The organism is Serratia odorifera (genome assembly GCF_041448735.1).
Taxonomy (GTDB): Bacteria; Pseudomonadota; Gammaproteobacteria; order Enterobacterales; family Enterobacteriaceae; genus Serratia_F; species Serratia_F odorifera.
The window spans coordinates 270269-291844 of sequence record NZ_JBGMUT010000003.1 but is presented as its reverse complement, the minus strand read 5'-3'; the positions used below and the strand labels follow the sequence as shown (position 1 = coordinate 291844).

The following is a 21576-nucleotide window of genomic DNA, read 5'->3' as shown; positions in this document are numbered from 1 at the left end:
AAATAATATTATGAAATGGCAACAGGTATAATATATCGATAATTGGCCGTAATAGAAACGCTGGAGGTAATATGCTGAACTCAGGCACCTTAAGTCAGCTGAGTATTTTTGTCCGCATCATCGAGTCTGGAAGTCTGGCCAAGGCAGCCAGAGAGCTTGGCCTCTCGCCTTCGGCAGTCAGCAAAAGCCTGGCCAAGCTGGAGCAACAGTTGGGGACGCAATTAATCACCAGAACCACCAGAAATATTTTCCTTACCGAACAAGGTGAAGCGGTATTTAACCGTGCCATCATGCTGATTGAAGAGTGCGAAGATATGTTTGCTCAGGTTCAGCGACCTAGTGAACCAGAAGGCCAGCTCAGATTGTCCTGTTCGGTGGCATACGGTTCAAAAATCCTGCCTGACTTCATTAGCGCTTACCAACGGCGTTTCCCCAAGGTAAAAATCCATGTTGAGCTGAATGATAATATTATTAACCTGTCAGAAACCCCTTTCGATCTGGCGCTAAGAATAACCCGGCAGCTAGCCGAGACGGAAAATCATGTATTACTGAACAAGATTAACTGGATTTACTGTTGTTCGCCCCACTATCTGGCAGGCAAACCGCCAATAAAAACGCCGGCGGATTTAACCCGCCACCGCTGCATTACCAATCCGGTCATGGCCTATCATGATAACTGGGTGTTTGCAGACCATAACGGCGAAGTCATGGTTCCAGTCGATTCCTGCCTGACCTCGAACTCCAGCCTGACATTATTAAGCATGTTACTTAATCATAATGGCGTATCTTGCCTGCCTGACTATTTGGCAACGATATATATTAATAAAGGTGATTTAGTACACCTGCTACCTGAATACCATGCCGGGTTTTCCCACTACTTATACGCGATCGATAAAAAATCAAGATATGTCAATCCGCTAACCAGAACATTTATTGAATATCTGAGCAAACACATCGTCACGACTAACGAAAAACCGTAAGTAACGATGCCATTATAGCCAGCGTGCCGTCGTCAGGTTGACCGTTAAAGCCGGAGGCAGCGGTGTAAATGGCTATCCCCTTGCCGGTTGATGCCCCCTGACTCCCCTGCCGGCTAGCGGTGAAACTCCGCCACCGTCATGGTAAACACCAGCGGGCTGTTTCCCGCGTTGGCGTAATGATGGGCGCTGTCGGTGCGGGCTACTGCCGAACAGCCTTCAGTGACCCGCAATGTGGTCGCCTCGGTTGCCAGATCCAGCACGCCGGTTTCAACATGCAGCAGTTCCAGCGTCCCCTGCGGATGCCCCGGAGAGCTAAACACCTCGCCGGGAAACATTTCCCAGCGCCAGAGCTCAATCATATTTGGCCCGCTGGTGCCCGCAAGCAAGCGCGCCGAGCCGCCTTTTTCTCCATGCCACAGCGTCGGGATGTCCTGTTTGTCCACCCGCCAGCTATCAGGGGCGTGGGTGACATTGACGATATCCGCCACCGACAGGCCAAGCGCCGCCGCAATTTTGCACAGAATGGCGATGCTGGGATTAGCCGAGCCTTTCTCGATTTCCACCAGCATGCCCTTGCTGACGCCGGCACGGCGCGCAAGCTCGTCAAGCGAGAGTTTTTGCCCCTTGCGATAATCGCTGATACTTTTGGATACCGCCTCACTGACATGCTGCATGTCAGCGCCCGCCTCGGTCGTTTTATTGACTTTTTTGGTCATCGGTCATTACTATGAGATAAATTGGTCAATATAGGATTATGTAATGTTCGCTGTTACCCCGTCAATCGCCCCGGAGATCTTCGCTATCGCCCCCGGCTTCAGAGCCTTGAGCGTCGTGGTGCAAGCCGCTCCATTAACCGCCCCGGCGGTAGCCGATCGCTTGCTGGCCACAGCCTGCCAATCGGTGGTGGCCGGTGATATTCCCTGGGCTGAGGCGCATCTTGCGGACTGGTCCGAGGTATTCAAAAAATTCGGCGCCAAGCCCAAGCGCACCCCCTGCTCTGCCGAAGCGCTGCATAAACGGGTACTGCGCGATGGCCAGCTACCCAGCATCGATCCGCTGGTGGATCTGTATAACGCCGTCAGCATTCGCTACGCCGTGCCGGTCGGTGGGGAAAACATCGCCACCTACGTCGGCCAGCCACGACTGACCATCGCCGAGGGCAGCGAGCAGTTTGATACCGTCAAGGACGGCCAGCCGGCGCTGGAGTCACCCGACGCGGGCGAAGTCGTCTGGCGTGACGATCGCGGGGTTACCTGCCGACGTTGGAACTGGCGACAAGGGGTGAGAACCCGGCTGGGTGCCGAGGCCACACAGATGTGGTTCATTCTGGAAAGCCTGCCAAGCATGCCGCTCGATGCGCTGCTGGCGGCGGGCGACGAGCTGACGCGGGGCCTGACGTTGATGATGCCCGGCGCCACGGTGCACAGCAATCTGATCGGTGCCGAACTGCCGTAACGCCGGCTCGCGGCGTGCAGCCCGCCGCCGCGCTTTTGCCTGACGGCTTTGCCGCGCTCGCCGTGGGTATTAACGCCCTGCGGTACGAAACTCACGCCGATACAGCGACGGCGTCGTGCTGAATTGCTGTTGAAAATGCCGCCGCATTGACAGCGCCGAACTGAACCCAGCCGCCTGAGCCACCTGTTCAACCGGCTGGTCGGTTTTCTCCAAAAATCGCTGCGCCATCGCCAACCGCTGATTCAGCAGCCAATGGGTAACCGTGGTACCGGTGGTTTGCTGGAAATGCCGGGTAAAGCTGCGCCGGCTCATCAACGCCTTGTCGGCGATCAGGCCGACCGTCAGCGGCTGCTGCAAATTTTCCGTCGCCCAGCTCAGCGCCTGCATAAACCGATCGCCGCCGGCGGTGTTATACACCGGTTGTTCAATAAACTGCGCCTGTCCCCCTTGCCGATGCGGCGGAACCACCAGTTGCCGAGCCACCGTATTGGCCACTTCGGCACCGCATTGCTGGCGCACCAGGTGCAGACAACAATCAATACTGGCGGCAGTGCCTGCCGAGGTAATGATATCGCCATCATCGATATACAACACGTTGTGATCGACCGAGATCGACGGGTAACGCTGCAAAAAGGCGCTCATCCAGTTCCAGTGCGTGGTGGCCGGCCGGCCGTCGAGCAACCCGCTGGCCGCCAGCACAAACGCCCCCATGCACAACCCGACCAGCCGGGCGCCACGCGCATGCGCGCGGTGCAGCGCGGCCACCAGTTCCGCCGACGGCATCAGCGCCGGATCGTTCCAACTGGGGATAATCACCATATCCACCTGCTCTAGCGCCGACAGCGTGCGCTCGGCAATGATCGAAAATCCGGCGTTGGTACGCAACGGCCCCGGTTCCGTAGCGCATACCATCAGCTGATACGCCGGCCTGCCCTGCGCGTCGAGCGCGTGTTCGAACACCGCACAGGGCACGGAAAGGTGAAAGGGAATGATATCGTGAAAAACAACAACACCGACTTTGATGACTGCCATTACCCCACCTGTATAAACCTCGATGCAATTTGGCCTAATAGTATCGTTTTTGGTCACGCCGATAGCTATTGCCGCGATCGGTAAAGCGGCAAAATTGCTCCACACCGCGGGAATCCGTCCCACCGTGCCAAGCCGATAAAGGAATATTTACCATGAAAAAACTGCTCGCTTACAGCGCACTGGCGCTTTCCATGACCGTTGCCAGCCTGACGGCCGAGGCCACACAGGCGCCTACCATCCGCACCATGAGCGGCGCTCAGCCGACCAAAGCCCTGGTGGCTGGCACAACCGCCTTGCTGGTGATTGATTTTCAAAATGAATATTTTAGCGGAAAAATGCCGATCCCGGACGGCCTCAAGGCGCTGGGGAATAGCCAAAAATTGGTGGCATTCGCCCATCGCCACAACATGCCGGTATTCTTTGTGCGCCATATTGGGCCAGCTGATGGGCCGCTGTTTGCCGAAGGCAGTCAATCTGCGCAGTTTCATGCAGATTTGCAGCCGTCAAAAGGTGATGTGGTGATTAGCAAAGCCACCCCAAGTTCGTTTGTCGGCACCGATCTTGATCGACAATTAAAAAGCAAAAACATCAAGACGTTGATCGTCACCGGCCTGATGACCCACATGTGCGTTTCTACCACCGCGCGCGATGCGTTACCGTTGGGCTATCAGGTGATTATTCCCGAGGATGCCACCGCCACTCGCGATCTGGCCACCTGGGACAATCAGGTGGTCGATCATGCCAGCCTGCAACGCGCCGCGCTGGCCGGCGTGGCTGACGTTTTTGCCGAGATAAAAACTACCCAGCAGGTGCTGGCATTACCGGTCGAATAACCCCACCGGCCGCCAATCCACGCAGCGCCCCGCACGGCAATCGGCACAGGCCATTGCCGTGCGTTCATCAGGACACGGGATCGACCGCCACCAACCGGCCCTTATTGTGTAGCCTCAGCGCCGGCAGGCATTGCGGCGCGCCGTAAAAAGGCCCAGTCAATCAGCGCTTCGAGCGACGGCCCCAGCGCTTTGCCGATATCGCTCAGCGCATACTCGACGCGCGGCGGCACCTCAGGATAGGCGTGGCGCACCACGATGCCATCCTGTTCGAGTTGCTTTAACTGCTGTATCAGCATTTTCTGGTTTACCCCTTCCACCCGCCGTTCAAGCTCGGAAAAGCGCAATGGCTGCCTGGCGGCAAACAGCTGGCAGATAATGATGATTTTCCACTTGCCCTCCAGCGTCTTCAACGCTTCGCTGGTGGCCGCCGCCCAAAAAAGCCGTTGCTGCGGATCGTCGCAGCGCCAGTCTCGCTCCATACTTACCTCCTGGTGTGTAACACACTTAATTGTCGGTTCTTGTTTTTTTGTAAGCTAATCGATAGCGTAACGCAAGACAAGAGACAATCAGGAGCAGAATATGAATATCGGTATTATTGGCACAGGCAACATTGGCGGGCTGCTGGCTCGCAAGCTCAGCCAGGCCGGGCACCGGGTGTCTGTCGCCAACTCCAGAGGAGTCGCCGGCGTGCGTCAATTCGCCGAGTCAATCGGCGTCACCGCCGCTGACGTCAAGGGGGCGATTAACGGCAGCGAGATGGTGATTCTCGCGGTGCCGCTGCCGGCGCTGGCCGAGATGCCGGCCGAGCTGTTTGCTACGCTGCCGGCGGATGTGCCGGTGGTCGATACCAGCAACTACTATCCAGACCTGCGAGATGTGCATATTCCCGCATTAGATGCCGGCCAGATCGAAAGCCTGTGGGTGGCACAGCAGATTGGCCGTCCGGTGATCAAGGCATTCAACAATATACTGGCCGATTCGCTGGCAGAGCGCGGGCTGCCGCAGGGCGAGCCGGGCCGACTGGCGATTGCCGTTGCCGGCGATGACGCTGCCGCCAAACAACGCGTGATGGAGGTGGTCAATCAGAGCGGTTTTGACCCGGTCGACGGCGGATCGCTGGCCGACTCCTGGCGACAGCAGCCATCCACACCGGCCTATTGCTGCGACTGGGACGCGCCCACCATGCAGCGTGCGCTGGCGGCGGCCAAACCCGGTGAAGCGGTGAACAAGCGCGACAAGTTGCCGGAATATTTTGCTGCGCTGGGCGATACGCCTTCGCATCAGGAGATCGTTGCGCTTAACCGCAAGGTTAACTGGCCAACTGAATAAAAATATCACGCGCAACCTGCCAATGGCGGCTGCCGGCAGGCAGATTTATCGCGGCCTGCCCGCTGCATGATGCCGTTCAGCGCCGCCTGAAGGCGGCCACATCCACCTGCCATTGGCGGAGTTTGTTGTACAGCGCGGTGCGCGAAATACCCAGCAGTTGCGCGGACTGGCGCAGGTTGCCGTTCTGCTCGGCCACCACCTGCAGCACATGCTGGCGTTCACTTTCCTGCAACGAAGGCCGCGCGCCTGATAGCGTTGGCGTCACAGACGCCTGCGCCATATCGTCAGGCAGATCGCGGCAGTCTATCTCCACCCCTTCGCACAGGTTCAGCGTGCGTTCTACCAGGTTTTCCAGCTCGCGCACGTTGCCCGGCCAATGCCAGTCCTGCAAACAGCGCATTGCCGCCGGCATTACCCGTGGCGGAATGCGTTTTAACCGGGTGCACAGCGCCTGTATGAAGGTATTGACCAGCTCGGGAATATCCTCGCGGCGTGCGCGCAGCGGCGGGATTTCCAGCGAAATCACGTTCAGGCGGTAGTAGAGATCGCGGCGAAATGCCCCTTTGGCGACCGCGCTCAGCAAGTCGCAGTGGGTGGCGGCGATGATGCGCACGTCTACCTTCAACGGATGCGCTGCGCCAATGCGCAGCACCTCGCTCTCCTGCAACACGCGCAGCAGGCTGGTTTGCGCTTCCAGCGGCATTTCGCCAATTTCGTCCAGAAACAGCGTGCCGCCATCGGCCAGTTCGAACTTGCCGGCGGAACCGCCGCGCCTTGACCCAGTAAAGGCGCCGTCGACGTAGCCAAACAGTTCGCTCTGTACCAGATCGCGCGGCAATGCGCCGCAGTTAAGCGCAATAAAGGGTTCTTGCCGACGCGGGCTGGCATTGTGGATCGCCTGAGCAAACAGTTCCTTGCCGGTGCCGCTTTCACCGCTCAGCAATATGGTGCTGTCGCTGCGACTGCCGGCGCGCGCCTGCTGGATCACTTGCTGTACGCACTGCGCATTGCCACGAATCATCTCAAAAGTGTAACGGGCGCTCACCCCCATTACCCGGCGGGTAATGGCGCGGATGCGCTGATTCTCACGCAATGAAAGCACCCGCCCGCCGTCCGGCGCCGGCATCAGTGAAATCAGACAGGAAAGCGGCCGCTCGCCGTCGGGCATGAACTGCAACTCGCGGTCATTGCAAAACGGCAACGTCAGCAACGATCCTTGCTGCGGTTGCAACAACGCATCGATCGATCCGCCCTCGGGATCGATACCGCTGAAGATCTGTCGCGCGTAACGGTTGAGGGTTTTGATCCGCCCGTGACGATCGCAGACGATCACCCCTTCATTGAGCGTTTCGAGGATCGATTGCTGTTCGGCCAGCAGGCGCCGCAACATCAGTTGCTGGCCTACCGCCTCCGCCGCGGCCTGCACCGTCCCCAGGGTATGGGCGTTGAAATTGTCCGGCGTCGCCGTCAGGGTGAGCACGCCAATCAGGCTGCCGCCGGCATCGCGTACCGGCGCGGCGGCGCACTGCCGGTTGCGCTTACGCAGATCGAACTTCCAGTTTTCACCGCTCAGCACATACACCAGCCGCTGTTCAATCAGGCAGCGCGCGGTGCAGTTGGTGCCGAGTACCTCCTCGCGCAGGATACTGCCGACCGGCGTCATATCCGCCCCGCAATAATGCAGCGTCACCCCCTGCGCGTCGGTCAGGTTGATATGACCATCCGGATTATAGGCCAGCAGGTTTTCCATAATGCTGCGCGCCACCTGGATCAGATCGGCATTGCGTTCAAGGATCGCCGCCAGCTCGTCAGCGGCTGGCGTGACATAGACAAACGACAGCGGATCGATCGCCCGCTGCTGCGATCGTTGCCAGGACTGCCAGATGCTGTGCCGTATCCAGTGAGAGCTTTCGCCGGCTAAAAAACGCTGCCAGCCCTGCCACAGCAGGCTGTCCCATTCAGCCACTTCTGCGCCGTCCGGCAGGCTGAATATGGGATCACTTTCATCTTTGAACGGTAAACGATCGAGGACTCGCATCTGGCACTCCGGCTTTGTATGGAATGTTCATTTTATTTACATGTAAGGTTGGCATGTAAATTTTGTTGCCAGATTGTGATGTATATCTGTGCAGCACCTCACAGATTGCCACGTTTTGAGGTTGGCACCGCCTTTGCAATACCCATGACACCTACGCCGAACGCGCCAAAAGGAAATAAGTGACTATGGGTAAACACAATTTACCGTTGATCTTTTTTATCTGCACCATCGCCTCACTCAGTGGGGTGATCCTCGGTTATGACGCCTCGGTGATCTCCGGGGTGATCGATCCGCTAACGGAACATCTCAATCTTTCCCCCTGGGAAAGCGGATGGGCCGTTTCAAACGTTATTCTGGGTTGCGTGATTGGCGCCTGCTGCGTCGGCTACATTTCCGATCGGATTGGCCGCAAATCAACCTTGATCGTCACCGCGCTGATGTTCGTGATTTCCGCCGTCGGCTCGGCGTTGGCCACCAGCCTGGGCGAATTCGTTCTCTATCGCCTGCTCGGCGGTCTGGCGGTGGGCATGGCGTCGGCCATCACGCCGTTATATATCGCCGAAGTGTCGCCGAAAGACTGGCGTGGCCGCATGCTGGGACTGCAACAGATGCTGATGGTCGGCGGGCAACTGACGGTGTATATCGTCAACTATCTGATTGCCCGCGGCATGTCGCATGCGTGGATAGTCAGCGACGGCTGGCGGTGGATGCTGGCGTCGGGAGTCGTGCCCTGCGTGATGTTCCTGCTGCTGGTGCCGTTTATGCCGGAATCGCCGCGCTGGCTGGCGCTAAGGGGCAAAACCGAACGGGCGCGGCAGGTACTGACCCGGCTGTCCAACGCGCAACATGCCGACCGGCTGCTGGCAGAAATCCTGGCCAGCGCCTCCCCGCATAATGCTCAGGTCGCGCAGCGCGGCCTGCTGCGCGATGCACGTACCCGCTATATCCTGCTGATTGGCTGTGCCATCGCCATTTTGCAGCAGGTTTCCGGCATCAATATCCTGTTGTATTACGCACCGTCACTGCTGCAAAACGTCACCGGCAGTACCCAGGCCTCGTTATTCCAGAGCATCTTCCTGGGGTTGGCGTTGCTGGTGGGCGTCGCTGTCTGCCTCAACGTGGTGGACAGGATCGGCCGTACGCCGCTGCTGCGCTGGGGCGCATTGGGTTGCACCATCAGCCTGATCTTTACCTCCTGGGCCTTTATCGCACATATCGACGGACTGGTGCCGGTGCTCGGGCTGGTGGCCTTCGTGCTGATCTTCGGCCTGTCATGGAGCCTCGGTGCCTGGCTGCTGATCTCCGAGATCTTCCCCAACCGCATCCGCGCCGTGGCGATGGGCTTTGCCTTTTCTTCGATGTATGTGGCGAACTTTATCGTCACCCAGAGTTTCCCGATGATGAACCGCAGCGCGGTGTTGATGGAACACTTCAACGGCGCATTCCCACTGATGCTGTGTGCCGCAGGCAGCCTGATCGCGTTCTGGTTTGTGCGGCGCTTCCTGCCGGAAACCCGTGGCGTGTCGCTCGAACACATCGAACCGCTGATGTTATCCAAATCCCGTCGTTTCGCCCCCGAGGCGCCTCGACCGGTTGACCCCTCTTCCATGCCTGAATGGGCGAACCACAAATAACAAGGAGTGCAGCATGACTATATCTTCACAACCGGTACGCGTTGGCCTGATCGGCGCCGGTCGCATGGGCAGCTTTCACGCAGAAAACCTGGCCTATCGCGTGCCGGGAGCCCGGCTGAGCGCGGTGGCCGATCCGCAGCCAGGCGCCGCCGAAACGCTGGCGCAACGGCTCGGCATTACCAAGGCCTATGGCGATCTGCACGCATTGCTGCACGATCCGGATATCGATGCGGTTGCCATTGCCGCCCCGGCACGCACTCATGCCGAATGGGTGATCGCCGCCGCACAGGCCGGTAAACATGTGTTCTGTGAAAAACCGATGGCGGTCACGCTGGACGAAGCCGATCGCGCGATTGCGGCAGCTAACCAGGCCGGCGTGGTGCTACAGGTGGGCTTTAACCGCCGCTTTGATTCGGGCTTTGCCGCAGCGATTGCGGCGGTCAAGTCCGGTGAAAACGGCACCACGCAGCTGAGTCGCTCGATTACCCGCGACCCGGCGCTGCGCGATCCGGCGCCGATCCCGCAGTGGACTATTTTTCTGGAAACCCTGATCCACGATTTTGATACGCTGCTGCATTTCAACCACGGCGCAAAACCGGTGGAAGTCTACGCGCTGGCTGATGCGCTGGTGCGCCCGGACTTCAAGCAGCAGGGGTTGCTGGATACCTCGGTAGTCACCCTGCGTTTTGACAACGGCGCAATTGCCACCGCCGAGGCCAGTTTCCAGGCTGTCTACGGTTACGACGTACGTGGGGAAGTATTTGGCAGCAAAGGCATGTTGCAGGCTGGCCATATCAATGCCACTCACTGCGTACGCTACCATCAGGGCGGTATCGCCATTGATACTTCGCGGCTGGATTCCGATCTGCTGCGTGACGCCTATGTAGCTGAAATGACGGAATTTGCCCACTGCATCCGCAGCGGTGAAACGCCACGTGCCACCGGCGAAGATGCGCGTAACGCGCTGGAAATCGCGCTGGCCTGCATTGAGTCGGTACGGCAGAACCGCCCGATCGCCCTGGGAGGTCGCTGATGGCCGGCTATCAACTCTCGGTTTGTGCCGAAATGGTGTTTCTCGATCTGCCGTTGGTTGAACGCGTCGAGCGTATTCACGCGCTCGGGTTCGGCGTCGAAATCTGGGACTGGGCCAATAAGGACATTGACGCCCTGGTCGCCACCGGCGCACGTTTCACCTCCATGACCGGCTACCTGAGCGGCAATCTGACCGACAGCGACGGTATCGCGCAGCTGTTGCAGAGCGCCGAAGCCTCGCTGGCAGTGGCCGAACGGCTGAACTGCCCGACGCTGAATCTGCACGGCAGCGGACTGGACGAGCGGGGTCTGCCGGTGAAGCCGGTGGCGGTGGTCAGTGGGGCGATGTGGCTGCAAGCCGCCGCAACGCTGCGCCGCGTAGCGCAGTTGGGCGAGCGTGCCGGGCGGGTGTTCACGCTGGAGAACCTCAATCTGCCGGTCGACCATCCCGGTACGCCGTTCGCCCTGGCCGCCGATACCCTGGCGTTGGTCGAAGCGGTGAACAGCCCGGCGCTGAAAATGAACCTTGATCTGTATCACGCGCAGATCGGCGAAGGCAATCTGATCGCCCTGATCCGCCGTGCCGGCCCGGCCATCGGTGAGATCCAGGTGGCCGACGTGCCAGGGCGTCAGCAGCCGGGCACCGGCGAGATCAACTATCGCGCCATTGCCCGTACGTTACAGCAGATCGGTTATCAGGGCACCGTGGCAATGGAAGGCTGGGCCAGCGGCGACAGCACCGCCGCACTGCAGCAGTTCCGCGACCACTTCACCCTATAAGCGCCACGCCGCCGGGTAGATGCGCAGCCCGACGGCGTCCTTACCCTATGCGGCTGACGGCGCGCCGCTGCCAGGGTGGATCCTGAACCAGATGGCGTACATCGCAGGCAAGAATACCAGCGTCATGATGGTGCCGCCGAAGGTCCCGCCAATCAGGGTGTAGGCCAGCGTGCCCCAGAACACCGAATGGGTCAGCGGAATAAACGCCAGAATGGCCGCCATCGCCGTCAGCAATACCGGTCTGGCACGCTGCACCGTGGCCTCGACCACCGCGTGGAACGGATCGAGCCCTTGCTTTTCGTTGTGATGGATCTGGCCTATCAGGATCAGGGTGTTGCGCATCAGAATACCCGACAGCGCGATCAGTCCCACCAGCGCATTGATACCAAATGGCTGGTTGAACAACAGCAGCGTTGGCACCACGCCGATCAGCCCCAATGGCGCGGTCAGGAACACCATGATCATCGCCGACATCGAACGAACCTGCAGGATGATGATCAATAGCGTCATGGCAATCATGATCGGGAACAGCGGCAACATCGCCTTGCTGGCCTTGCCCGACTCTTCAATCGATCCCGCCTGTTCGATGCGGTAGCCCTCAGGCAGCGTGTCGATTAACGGTTGTAGCTGCACCGAGATTGCGCTGGAAACGTCCGGCGGTTGTAGCCCTTCGGCAATATCCCCGCGCACCGTGATGGTTGGCGTACGATCGCGGCGTCGCAGCAGCGGATCCTCCATGCGTACCTCGACGCTGCCCACCTGCGACAGCGGAATTCGCTGGCCGGCCGACCCCACCAGCGTAAAGCCGGCGATTTTTGCCGGATCGAGCCGGATCTCACCCGCCGCTCGGCCAACCACCTGCACGGCACGAATGTCCTCGCGCACCGAGGTGATCGGCACGCCGGACAGCAGGAACTGCAACTGCTGCGCCACCGCGTTAGAGCTGAGCCCGACCGACTGCAGGCGATCCTGATCCAGAGAAAAATGCAGCGTCGGCACGCGTGCGCCCCAGTCGGTATTGACGGTGCGCATCATCGGACTGGCCTGCATGATGGCCTGAGCCTGCGCGGCGATCTCACGCAGCATGGCAGGATCCGACCCCATAATCCGGTAGGCCACCGGATAAGGTGAATACGGGCCGAATACCAGCTGTGTCACTCTGACACGCGCCTCGGGGGCCAAACCGTCCGCCACCGCTTGCCGCAGGCGGAACTTGAGAGCCTCGCGTGCCTCCTGGCTGTCCGTCAGCACCACAATCTTGGCAAACGACGGATCGGGCAGTTCCGGCGCCATCGCCAGATAGAAACGCGGCGCCCCCTGGCCAATATAGGCGGTGACGATCTTCGCTTCACGCTGCTTTCTCAGCCAGGCTTCGACTTTGGCGCTGGTATTGCTGGTCTGCTCAATGGAGCTGCCATACGGCATTTGTACTTCGACCAGCACTTCCGGGCGATCGGAGGTGGGGAAAAACTGCTTCTTGACCAGTCCCATGGCCAATATGGCCAGCACAAAGGCGGCGATAACCGCGCCGGCCACCAGCCATTTGGCAGCGATAATCCGCGTCAGCAGCCGACGAAAACGGTTGTAGTGGCGGGTGTTGTAGATGGCGGCGTGGCCCCCTTCAACCTGCCTGATTGCCGGCAGCAGTTTCACGCCCAGATAGGGGGTAAAGGCCACCGCCACCACCCAGGAGGCAATCAGCGCAATGCCGACAATCCAGAACATATTGCTGGTGTATTCGCCGGCGGTAGACTGCGCGAAACCGTTGGGCATAAAACCGATGGCCGTCACCAGCGTCCCCGACAGCATGGGCGCCGCGGTATGGCTCCAGGCGTAGGCCGAGGCCTTGACGCGATCAAAGCCCTCTTCCATTTTCACTACCATCATTTCAATGGCGATGATCGCATCGTCCACCAACAGCCCCAGCGCCAGGATCAGTGAGCCGAGGGTAATGCGATCGAAGTTTTTACCGGTGGCGGCCATCACCACAAACACCACCGCCAGCGTCAACGGCACCGCAGCGGCCACCACCACGCCGACTCGCCAGCCCATGCTGACGAAACACACCACCATCACCACCAGCAAGGCGACAAAGAACTTCACCATAAACTCGTCGACGGACGAGCTGATGTTCACCGACTGATCGGTGACTTTGCTGAGCGTCATACCCAACGGCATGCCGGCGTTGATGCGGCTGGTTTCCTCGTCCAGCGCCTTGCCCAGATCGAGACCATTCCAGCCTTCGCGCATGACGATGCCCAGCAACAGGGCCTGTTCGCCGTTATTGCGAATGATAAAGGTCGCCGGATCTTCGTAACCGCGTTCAACCTGCGCCACGTCCGACAGTTTCAGCGTTCGCCCCTGCACGACAATCGGCGTCTCGCGGATTTTCTGCAAGCTGTCAAAAGCGCCGTCCAGCCGGATAAACACCTGCGGCCCGTGGGTTTCGATCGAACCTGCAGGGGTGAGTACGTTCTGGCTATTAAGGGCGGTAAAAATGTCCTGCGGCGACACGCCCAGCGTGGCAAGCCGATCGTGGGAGAATGACACGAAGATGCGTTCCGCCTGCTCGCCAATGATATTGACCTTTTTTACCCCCGGCAGGTGCAACAGGCGCTGGCGCAATGACTCGGCGTCGCGCACCAGCAGGCGCTGCGGTTCCCCTTTGGCCTTCAGCGCCAGCAGCGCAAACGTCACATCGGAAAACTCGTCGTTGACCATCGGTCCGATGACGCCGGCGGGCAGGTTGCCAGCCTCGTCGTCCAGCTTCTTGCGCGCCTGATAGAACTGCTCCTGCACCTCGCCCGGTGGCGTGCCGTCAGCCAGCGACACCATGGTGAACGCCAGCCCCGGCCGCGTATAGGTTTCCGTGCGATCGTACCACTTCAATTCCTGCATGCGTTTTTCAAGCGGTTCCGCCACCTGATCCTGCATTTCCTGCGCGGTCGCCCCTGGCCAGGCGGTGATTACCGTCAGTTGCTTGACGGTGAACGGCGGATCTTCCGCCCGTCCCAGTTCGAAGAACGACAGGGTGCCGGCGATGGCGATCAGAAAGATCAAAAACAGCGTGATCGAGCGTTCACGTACCGCCAGCGCCGAAAGGTTAAAGCGTCCGCCGCTCATGGTTGGCTCCCCTGCGCGTTGTTACGCCCTGCTTGCGCCAACCTGACCGGCTCGCCGTCATGCAGCAGATGGGCCCCCAGCGCCACCACCTGCTCGCCAACGGTAAGGTTGCCCGCCACCCGCGCCGCGTCGTCGCTGATACCCAGCACCCGAACCGCGCGCCAGGAGACCTTCGCCGGCGTACCGGCGACGATCCATACCCCTGCACCTTTGCCAGAATCGTACAGCGCGGCAATCGGCACCTGCAGCGTTGGCGCGTCCGCCTTGCCGTTGACGATGTTCAGCGTGACGGTCGCGCCCAGCGGCGCGCTGGCCAGCGTGCCGGCCAGCACATAGCGCGCTTCGAAGGTTCGGGTCAACGGATCGGCGGCATCGGAAAGCAGTCGCAGCTGCGCGGGGACCGCGGCCGCGCGGTCGCCATACAGGCTGGCCATCGCCATACTGCCGATAGCCGGCCGCAGCGTTTCCGGCAGATGAACGATCGCCTCGCGCTGACCCGCCCGCGCCAGCCTGACCACCGGTTGGCCGGCAGAGACCACCTGTCCTGGCTCCGCCAGGGTGTCCATCACCACCCCGTCGGCGTCGGCCAGCAACACCGCGTAGCCGGAAGCGTTAATGGCGACATCCGCCTGTGCTTGTGCTGCGCTGAGCTGCGCCCGTGCGGTTTCAGCCGCGGCCTTGATTTGATCGTAGGCGGAGGCCGACACCGCACCGCTGGCTACCAGGCCACGATAGCGTGCCTCGTCGGCGGCGGTCTGGCGAGCCTGCGCCCTGGCGGCTGCTACCGCCTGTTGCTGCGCCCGGGCTTGCAGCCCCAGATCGGTCGGATCCAGTCGCATCAACGGCTGGCCTTTCTTGACGCTCTGGCCGGCATCGACCAGACGCTCCAGTATTTTGCCGCCGACGCGAAAACCGAGATCGCTCTGAACACGCGCCACCACGGTACCGCTAAAGGCACGCGTGGCGTCAACCGCATCAGCGACTCGCGCCACCCTGACCAACGGTGGCTGATTACGCGGATCGTCGGCCGTCGAAGCCTCACCGCACGCCACCAGGGCAAGCGGCAGCAGGCAGGCGGCGATGCTGACAGCGCTGAGACGAAGCATGGAATACCCTTCTTGATAAACAGTGTAGGGTTCGCATTCTCCGACTAGTGACCAATTATGTCAATGGTCACAAATCCTATCACGGCGATAGGCTGCGCAATATCAGCGAGGACAGCAGTACTGCCGCTTCCCCGGCGGTTTCCAGGTTATATTGCAGCTGTACGGGATTGATGTAAGGACACATCACCAGATAAATGGCGCTGGCGGCTTCGTCGAGCGGCGTTTTGCGCTCAAATTCTCCGGCCTCACGGCCTTCACGCAGGATCTGTTCAATCAGCGTGAGCAGTTGGGCCTGGTGCTGCCTGGCCGAAGGCCATTGATCGCGCGCGGCAACGGCAGCGATGTCATACAGCTTGCGGTCATGGAAAAACAGCTCGCTACCGGCCTCTGCCAGAGTACGGAACAGGCGTCTCAGCTTCTCCGAGGCGCTGGGCGCATCGGCGATCGCCGCCTCCACCACGGTCATGATGGTGGTCAGTCGGATAGCGCAGATTACCTCGCCAATCGCCTGCTTGGACTCAAAAAACTTATAGATATACGCCTTGGAAAAACCAATGGATTTTGCCAGATCGGAGACGGTGGTTTTTTCATAGCCGTAGTGGCCGAAATACGCCGTAGCGGCTTCCACGATCTGATCGCGTACGCTGTGATCGGAAGGACCACGGGTAGCAAGTGCGTTCATTTTTTTATTCATGGCTATAGCTTAACGCGGCGTGTTTCGATTGACAACGAGTGACCAATGTGTAACTTGGTCACAATCAATTGAGGTTTCCTGTTGGCGGCCTGGCCGTGTCGCGGGGGAATTTACCGTGGCGCCCCGCTTGGCAACCTGTTGTTCAATGGCGCATCTAACCGGGGTCACATGAAAAAAATCGGTATTCTTGGCGTAGATGAACTGACCGCACAGCTGGTGCGTCAGCTATTTCTGGCGGCACCCGACGCGCAGGTTTTCCTCTCCCCCGGCCAGCCTGAGCGGATTAACGCGCTGGCGATGGATTTTCCCTGCTGGACCATGGCGGATAATCAGGCCGTTATTGATGAAGCAGAGCTGCTTCTGGTCAGTTGGCCGCTGTACGCCTTGCCCGAGCTGGCGAGCCAAATTCGGTTACGTCCTGCGCAAATGCTTATTTACCTGACGGCTGGCCTGCCTGCCGCGGTGCTGAGACAGATATTCAGGCACGACCATTGCGTCATCATGTCACAGGCAACGCCGCTTGCCCCCCGACGGCCTGACGCACTTGCCATCGCCCCCGGCACGCCGATCCAGCAAATTTTTGCACTGTTGAACGAGATGCCCATGCTGATCGGCGGCGTTGATACGATAGAAATCAGCTGGCAGGCCACGCCATAAACCAGCGCACGCCTGCGAGCATCCCGGCTTGCCGCCATCGACGATTAACCGTCGGTTGAACGGCTCAGCGTTTCCCAGTCATCGATTTCGGTTGCATAGCTTTGCAGCTTTTCGCGCACCAGGCTGAGTGCATCGCTGCCCAATAGCAGGTGTACCGGCGGCGCATCGCTGTCGATGATGGCCAGTATCGCCTGTGCTGCCTTGGCCGGATCGCCAAGCTGCCTGCCGTTTTTTTGCTGTCGCGCCTGGCGGATCGGATCAAACAGCGCGTCATAATCCGCAATGATCCGAGGCGATCTGACCATCGATCTGCCCGCCCAATCGGTGCGGAAAGAGCCAGGGGCTACGGCAGTTACCGCGATGCCAAACGGCTTGAGCTCTTTGCTCAGCGTCTCGGAAATACCTTCCAGTGCAAACTTGCTGCCGCAGTAATAACTGATGCCCGGCAGGGTAATAAATCCCCCCATCGAGGTGATGTTGATAATCTGTCCACGACGACGCTGGCGCAGATAAGGCAACAACGCCTTGATCATCGCCACCGCACCGAACACGTTGACGTCGAACTGCCGCTTCAGTTCGTCCAGCGCTGATTCCTCCATCACCCCTTCGTGGCCATAACCGGCATTATTCACTAATACATCAATCGGGCCGATGTCGGCTTCTACCTCGGCGACGACCCGCTCGACTGACGCAAAGTCGGTCACGTCCAGTACTCGCGCCAGCGCCTTGCCAGCACCAAGCGCTTCAAACGCCGCCACTGCCGACGCACTGCGCACCGTGCCGATGACCCGGTGACCGCTGCTCAACGCGGCCTGTGCCAGGGCGCGCCCAAAACCGCTACTGACGCCGGTGATAAAAATCGTTTTGGCTAAAGACATAAAAAAACTCCCGTTGGTTAAGAGGCATGTGCATACTATTCTCTCAATTGGCGTTTTTTTAGCCCGATTCTGCTTTAGTTATTGCCTATTTCTATCGAACGGTAAGGATTATGAACCACAGATCGACAACGTTGCCTGCCCAGACTGACGATCGACAACGCATGGTGGATCTGCTGCTGTCGCTGGCGCCGCAGGAAGGTTATAACCTCACGCCACTGCCCGATGTGCGTTTCCTGCGTTCCAATCGGCCACTGGCAAGCACGCCGGTGCTGTACGATCCGGGTATCGTCATCGTCTGTCAGGGCAGCAAAAGAGGCTATTTTGGCGGGCAAACCTACTGCTACGACCAGCAGCATTATCTTGCCGTTTCGGTGCCGGTACCCTTTGTGATGGAAACCGACGCGTCGCCGGCACGGCCATTACTGGCCATTTACCTGCATCTGGATTTTCAGCTCGCGGCCGACCTGATGCTGCAAATTGACAGACAGGGCGCGCCCTCCTGCGCAGTTAACCCCGCCAGCATGATGTCCAGCCCGATGGATGCGGCGATGCGCGGCTCGCTGCTGCGTTTTCTCGAGGCCATGAGCGCCCCGCTTGACGCGGCAATACTCGGCCCAGCGCTGCTCCGCGAGCTGTATTTTCGCATTCTCACCGGCGCGCAGGGCAACGCCATGCGTTCGGCGCTGGCGATGCGTGGGCAATTCGGCAAAATTGCCAAAGCGTTACGCCGTATTCATGCCACCTATGCGCACCCGATTACCCTGCCGCAACTGGCCGCCGAGGCAGCAATGAGCGTCCCCACCTTTCACCGCCATTTTAAGGCAATTACCCATATCGCCCCGATGCAATACCTGAAGTCGATACGCCTGCATCAGGCGCGGCTGCTGATGGTGCGGCAAGGGGTAAGCGCTTCGGTCGCCAGCCAGGCGGTAGGCTATGAAAGCCCCTCGCAATTTAATCGTGAATTCAAGCGGTTATTTGGCCTTCCACCGGCAGAAGAGAGCAGACGTATGCGGGAGAACTTCACCATTCCGCCGGCGCATGCAGCGGCAGAGTTTGTTTCTTCACACTAGGCAAAGCGGTATCTGTGGCAAGCGGCGAGGAAACAATGCGGGTTGTTTATCTTTGGCATGGCGATACGCCAAGTGCTGCAGCGCCTGGCAAGGATGCCTGGCTGCGGTGACAGAGCGAAATGTCAGCCCTGACGGGCGAGATAGAATTCCCTGGTGTTGTCGCTAATGGTATTACGATGTACGCCGCTGTGGCTGTGCGTAGCATCATTTTATGGCTTTTATTATGACGAGGTGCTTTGACACTCAAGAAGCACTTCAGTATGTTTAACAAACTAGCTTATAAAACATGCTGGCGTCAACGTAAAAGTGAACACAATGATGCCATTTATGTAAACTTGGTTAATGCGTAGTGCGATACCGGGTCTGAAGTCCGCTTGACGACGCCGCCATGCCGCCCACCAGAAGACGATGACCTTGACATTAAAATTATTCATATTCAAATAATTATAAATGATTTCATTCTCTCATTGGCGAGCAACCAAACCTCATTTATAGTGAAATACGCTGTACATATAAGGGGGGCTAATGAACGTTAGTAATGCTCAGCGCAAAACAAATATCATTAAGAATCTTGAATATTTACTGCGTAGTCGTGGGGAAACCAAAGCCTCTTTTGCCCATCGCGCCGGCGTCACCCGGACTGCGCTGTATAAAATCCTTGAAGGCAGAGTCAACAACGTTCAGCAATCCACCGTCAGCCGGATTTCTGATTTTTTTGGCGTCTCCTGTGAAGAAATTGAAAACTACGATCTCGAACAAATCGAACGTATCAACGAGACGTTATCGCTCGAAGGCAATAGGAATCCCAGCGCCGTGCCGGTGATACCACAGCAGCAATTTCTGGCGGCGTATGAACAACGCGTGGGGCAACTGGCAACCCGCTTTCCGTTGACCTATTACTTTGGCGAAGATTCAAATTTGGTGGCACTGCTGGTGCAACAGCCGATAGGGAATCTGTTCAGCGAAGGTGACGTGCTGATTATCAAGCGTTATTCATCCAGCGCGGAAAACCCACTGCGACTCTACCACTCTGCCCAGCAGGGTTTTTTCGTCAAAGAAAAGGAAGACACCGTGTTTACTCCGCATCGACTCAAGCGTGAAGAACAGCTTATCGGTTCCATCATCGAGGAGAGGTTCTGAATGGACAGCAACAAGAAATACAAGCTGCTGGGCTTTAATCGCAGCGGCAGCATTTCTGCCAATATCATGATCCTCGCCACCGGCAAACGTATTTCGATGGGGCTCAAAGAGCTGGATGACAGCACCATTTCCGATGACTTCAGCCGCAGCGAACTCAAGGCGCTTTACCGCCGTCTGTATGACGGCAGCAACAATCTCACCACCGCCTACGATCTTGGCGACCGGCACGAACGTTCCTGGTACGCCTATCTGATCATTACCGTGGCGCTGAGCGTGATTTATATCTTTTCAACCCTGTGCGGCGTCAAACCGATTCAGATCCCGCTGTTGGATATGATTGTTCCGCCCGCCATTTTCGTTTATCCGCTGACCTTCATCCTGGTTGATATTCTTAACGAATTTTATGGGCTGCGTCTGGCCAGGCGCACCATTATCATTTCATTTATCGCCAACCTGATTTTCGTGCTGGGCGTCTGGGCGACAACGCTGGTGCCGAGCATCCCACAGTGGGAGTTCAGCACCACTTACAACGGTATCGTCCATAGCATCATGGCGGTGCTGCTTGCGTCGTCGGCCGCCTACCTGCTCTCGGAGAATGTAAACGCCTATTTACTTTGTAAAATCAAAGAGCTGACCAACTCACGCTATCTGTTTGTCCGCGTGATTACCAGCACCGTGGTGGCCTCGGCCATCGACAGCGTGGTGTTTTGCACCCTGGCTTTTTATAACGTATTGAGCTGGGACATTATCCAGACCATGATCCTGTCGCAGTTCCTGATCAAAGTCGTGTACGCCTTGCTCGGCGTGGGGCCGATTTACGCGACTCGCCGCCTGTTCAACCGCTACATTAACGTCGACCATGCCAAAGGCAACGAATATGCATATAAAACCGCAAGATAAAATCACCCACCTGGGAACCCATTCTGCCTACCCGGATCGCTACGACCCATCGTTGCTGGAAGCCTTGCCGCGCGCACGCGGCAGGGATTTGGTTGGCCTCGACGCCAATGCCTTGCCGTTCAGCGGCGTGGATATCTGGACCGCGTTCGAGCTTTCCTGGCTCAACGCCAAGGGCAAGCCGGTGGTTGGCATCGGCGAGTTCGCCATTCCGTTTTCATCCACCAATCTGATCGAATCCAAATCGTTCAAACTGTACCTGAACAGCTTTAACCAGACGCGCTTTGCCAGCGCTGATGACGTACTGGCCGCGCTGGAACACGATCTGTCAGCCGCCGCAGACGGCCAGGTCGGCGTCAAGCTGTTCCCGGGTCTGGCAGGATATAGCCACCAGATTGACACCCTGCCGGGTGACAACATTGACGATCTGGACATCGAAGTGACCGACTTCGCCTTTGATCCTCAATATCTTGAGCACGCGGTATCGGCGCAGGCGGAATACGTCAGTGAAACGCTGTCGTCCAACCTGCTCAAATCCAACTGTCTGGTCACCCACCAGCCGGATTGGGGCAGCGTGGTAATCCGCTATGCCGGACGCAAAATCGATCGCGAAGCGCTGCTGCGCTATCTGATTTCCTTCCGCCAACATAACGAGTTCCACGAGCAGTGCGTCGAACGCATCTTCAACGACATCACGCGCTACTGCCAACCGGAAAAACTCAGCGTTTTCGCCCGTTATACCCGCCGTGGCGGCTTGGATATCAACCCCTTCCGCAGCAATTTCGAAGCGGCACCGACGCTCGGCCGACTGGTGCGCCAGTAAGTCTACCGATGCCCTGCCGCCACCAGGCGCAGGGCATTTCCTGCTACCGTCATCCTGCTGTTATCTTTGGCA

19 protein-coding genes and 1 pseudogene are annotated in these 21576 nt (G+C 58.6%); 12 read left to right on the top strand and 8 right to left on the bottom strand.

Annotated features, from left to right (window positions below; translation table 11 throughout):
* Positions 1 to 71: 71 nt before the first annotated feature.
* A complete protein-coding gene (locus tag ACCC84_RS11795; protein WP_004958459.1) occupies positions 72 to 980 on the top strand; it encodes a LysR family transcriptional regulator in 909 nt (302 codons plus the stop codon).
* Between the two features lie 113 nt (positions 981 to 1093).
* Here the strand turns inward: ACCC84_RS11795 and ACCC84_RS11790 are convergent, their stop codons facing one another.
* Positions 1094 to 1696, bottom strand: coding sequence for a helix-turn-helix domain-containing protein (locus tag ACCC84_RS11790; protein WP_004958457.1), 603 nt, complete (start codon positions 1694 to 1696; stop codon positions 1094 to 1096).
* Positions 1697 to 1739: 43 nt separating this feature from the next.
* On the opposite strand from ACCC84_RS11790, the gene ACCC84_RS11785 reads away from it, so the two are divergent.
* Positions 1740 to 2435, top strand: a complete 696-nt coding sequence (locus ACCC84_RS11785; RefSeq protein ID WP_371901931.1) for a B3/B4 domain-containing protein — start codon at positions 1740 to 1742, stop codon at positions 2433 to 2435.
* 69 nt (positions 2436 to 2504) lie between these two features.
* Here ACCC84_RS11785 and ACCC84_RS11780 read toward each other — a convergent pair whose 3' ends face one another.
* Entirely contained in the window at positions 2505 to 3467 is a 963-nt protein-coding gene (locus tag ACCC84_RS11780) for a GlxA family transcriptional regulator (protein WP_050763106.1), read from the bottom strand.
* A 152-nt stretch (positions 3468 to 3619) separates the two neighbouring features.
* On the opposite strand from ACCC84_RS11780, the gene ACCC84_RS11775 reads away from it, so the two are divergent.
* A complete protein-coding gene (locus ACCC84_RS11775) occupies positions 3620 to 4300 on the top strand; it encodes a cysteine hydrolase family protein (RefSeq protein WP_004958449.1) in 681 nt (226 codons plus the stop codon).
* A gap of 101 nt (positions 4301 to 4401) precedes the next feature.
* Here the strand turns inward: ACCC84_RS11775 and ACCC84_RS11770 are convergent, their stop codons facing one another.
* Positions 4402 to 4779 carry a winged helix-turn-helix transcriptional regulator gene (locus ACCC84_RS11770; RefSeq protein WP_004958446.1) on the bottom strand — a complete coding sequence of 126 codons (378 nt, stop codon included), beginning with the start codon at positions 4777 to 4779 and terminating at the stop codon, positions 4402 to 4404.
* Positions 4780 to 4873: 94 nt separating this feature from the next.
* Here ACCC84_RS11770 and ACCC84_RS11765 point away from each other — a divergent pair.
* Positions 4874 to 5629 (top strand): annotated as a pseudogene (locus ACCC84_RS11765) (NADPH-dependent F420 reductase); the annotation flags it as partial.
* Between the two features lie 76 nt (positions 5630 to 5705).
* Here ACCC84_RS11765 and ACCC84_RS11760 read toward each other — a convergent pair.
* Positions 5706 to 7667, bottom strand: a complete 1962-nt coding sequence (locus ACCC84_RS11760; protein WP_371901930.1) for a sigma-54-dependent Fis family transcriptional regulator — start codon at positions 7665 to 7667, stop codon at positions 5706 to 5708.
* A 185-nt stretch (positions 7668 to 7852) separates the two neighbouring features.
* On the opposite strand from ACCC84_RS11760, the gene ACCC84_RS11755 reads away from it, so the two are divergent.
* The 3 genes from ACCC84_RS11755 to ACCC84_RS11745 are packed head-to-tail and all read left to right on the top strand — an operon-like array spanning position 7853 to position 11113.
* Entirely contained in the window at positions 7853 to 9301 is a 1449-nt protein-coding gene (locus ACCC84_RS11755) for a sugar porter family MFS transporter (protein ID WP_004958437.1), read from the top strand.
* A 13-nt stretch (positions 9302 to 9314) separates the two neighbouring features.
* The gene (locus ACCC84_RS11750) at positions 9315 to 10334 is read left to right on the top strand and encodes a Gfo/Idh/MocA family oxidoreductase (RefSeq protein ID WP_039991713.1); all 1020 of its coding nucleotides are present in this window, start codon (positions 9315 to 9317) and stop codon (positions 10332 to 10334) included.
* Positions 10334 to 11113 carry a TIM barrel protein gene (locus ACCC84_RS11745; RefSeq protein WP_004958432.1) on the top strand — a complete coding sequence of 260 codons (780 nt, stop codon included), beginning with the start codon at positions 10334 to 10336 and terminating at the stop codon, positions 11111 to 11113. The genes ACCC84_RS11750 and ACCC84_RS11745 overlap by 1 nt, the downstream gene beginning before the upstream one ends.
* A gap of 45 nt (positions 11114 to 11158) precedes the next feature.
* On the opposite strand, the gene ACCC84_RS11740 is transcribed toward ACCC84_RS11745, so the two are convergent.
* The 3 genes from ACCC84_RS11740 to ACCC84_RS11730 all read right to left on the bottom strand — a co-directional run bounded on the left by ACCC84_RS11740 (position 11159) and on the right by ACCC84_RS11730 (position 16036).
* On the bottom strand, positions 11159 to 14236 hold the full coding sequence (locus ACCC84_RS11740; RefSeq protein ID WP_004958429.1) for an efflux RND transporter permease subunit: 3078 nt from the start codon (positions 14234 to 14236) through the stop codon (positions 11159 to 11161).
* Entirely contained in the window at positions 14233 to 15342 is a 1110-nt protein-coding gene (locus ACCC84_RS11735; RefSeq protein WP_004958426.1) for an efflux RND transporter periplasmic adaptor subunit, read from the bottom strand. Before ACCC84_RS11735 ends, ACCC84_RS11740 begins: the two co-directional genes overlap by 4 nt.
* A 79-nt stretch (positions 15343 to 15421) precedes the next feature.
* Entirely contained in the window at positions 15422 to 16036 is a 615-nt protein-coding gene (locus ACCC84_RS11730) for a TetR/AcrR family transcriptional regulator (RefSeq protein ID WP_102991040.1), read from the bottom strand.
* A 168-nt stretch (positions 16037 to 16204) separates the two neighbouring features.
* Here ACCC84_RS11730 and ACCC84_RS11725 point away from each other — a divergent pair, with 168 nt between their 5' ends.
* On the top strand, positions 16205 to 16693 hold the full coding sequence (locus ACCC84_RS11725; protein WP_004958420.1) for an NAD(P)-binding domain-containing protein: 489 nt from the start codon (positions 16205 to 16207) through the stop codon (positions 16691 to 16693).
* Between the two features lie 44 nt (positions 16694 to 16737).
* On the opposite strand, the gene ACCC84_RS11720 is transcribed toward ACCC84_RS11725, so the two are convergent.
* Entirely contained in the window at positions 16738 to 17571 is an 834-nt protein-coding gene (locus tag ACCC84_RS11720; RefSeq protein WP_004958418.1) for an oxidoreductase, read from the bottom strand.
* 161 nt (positions 17572 to 17732) lie between these two features.
* Between ACCC84_RS11720 and ACCC84_RS11715 the strand changes: the two genes are divergently transcribed.
* From ACCC84_RS11715 to queF, 4 genes are all read left to right on the top strand, one after another.
* Positions 17733 to 18644 carry an AraC family transcriptional regulator gene (locus tag ACCC84_RS11715; protein WP_004958415.1) on the top strand — a complete coding sequence of 304 codons (912 nt, stop codon included), beginning with the start codon at positions 17733 to 17735 and terminating at the stop codon, positions 18642 to 18644.
* Positions 18645 to 19169: 525 nt separating this feature from the next.
* A complete protein-coding gene (locus tag ACCC84_RS11710) occupies positions 19170 to 19784 on the top strand; it encodes a helix-turn-helix domain-containing protein (RefSeq protein ID WP_004958412.1) in 615 nt (204 codons plus the stop codon).
* Positions 19785 to 20684, top strand: coding sequence for a queuosine precursor transporter (locus tag ACCC84_RS11705; protein ID WP_004958410.1), 900 nt, complete (start codon positions 19785 to 19787; stop codon positions 20682 to 20684).
* Positions 20662 to 21504, top strand: a complete 843-nt coding sequence (gene queF / locus ACCC84_RS11700; protein WP_004958408.1) for an NADPH-dependent 7-cyano-7-deazaguanine reductase QueF — start codon at positions 20662 to 20664, stop codon at positions 21502 to 21504. Before ACCC84_RS11705 ends, queF begins: the two co-directional genes overlap by 23 nt.
* Positions 21505 to 21576: the final 72 nt, after the last annotated feature.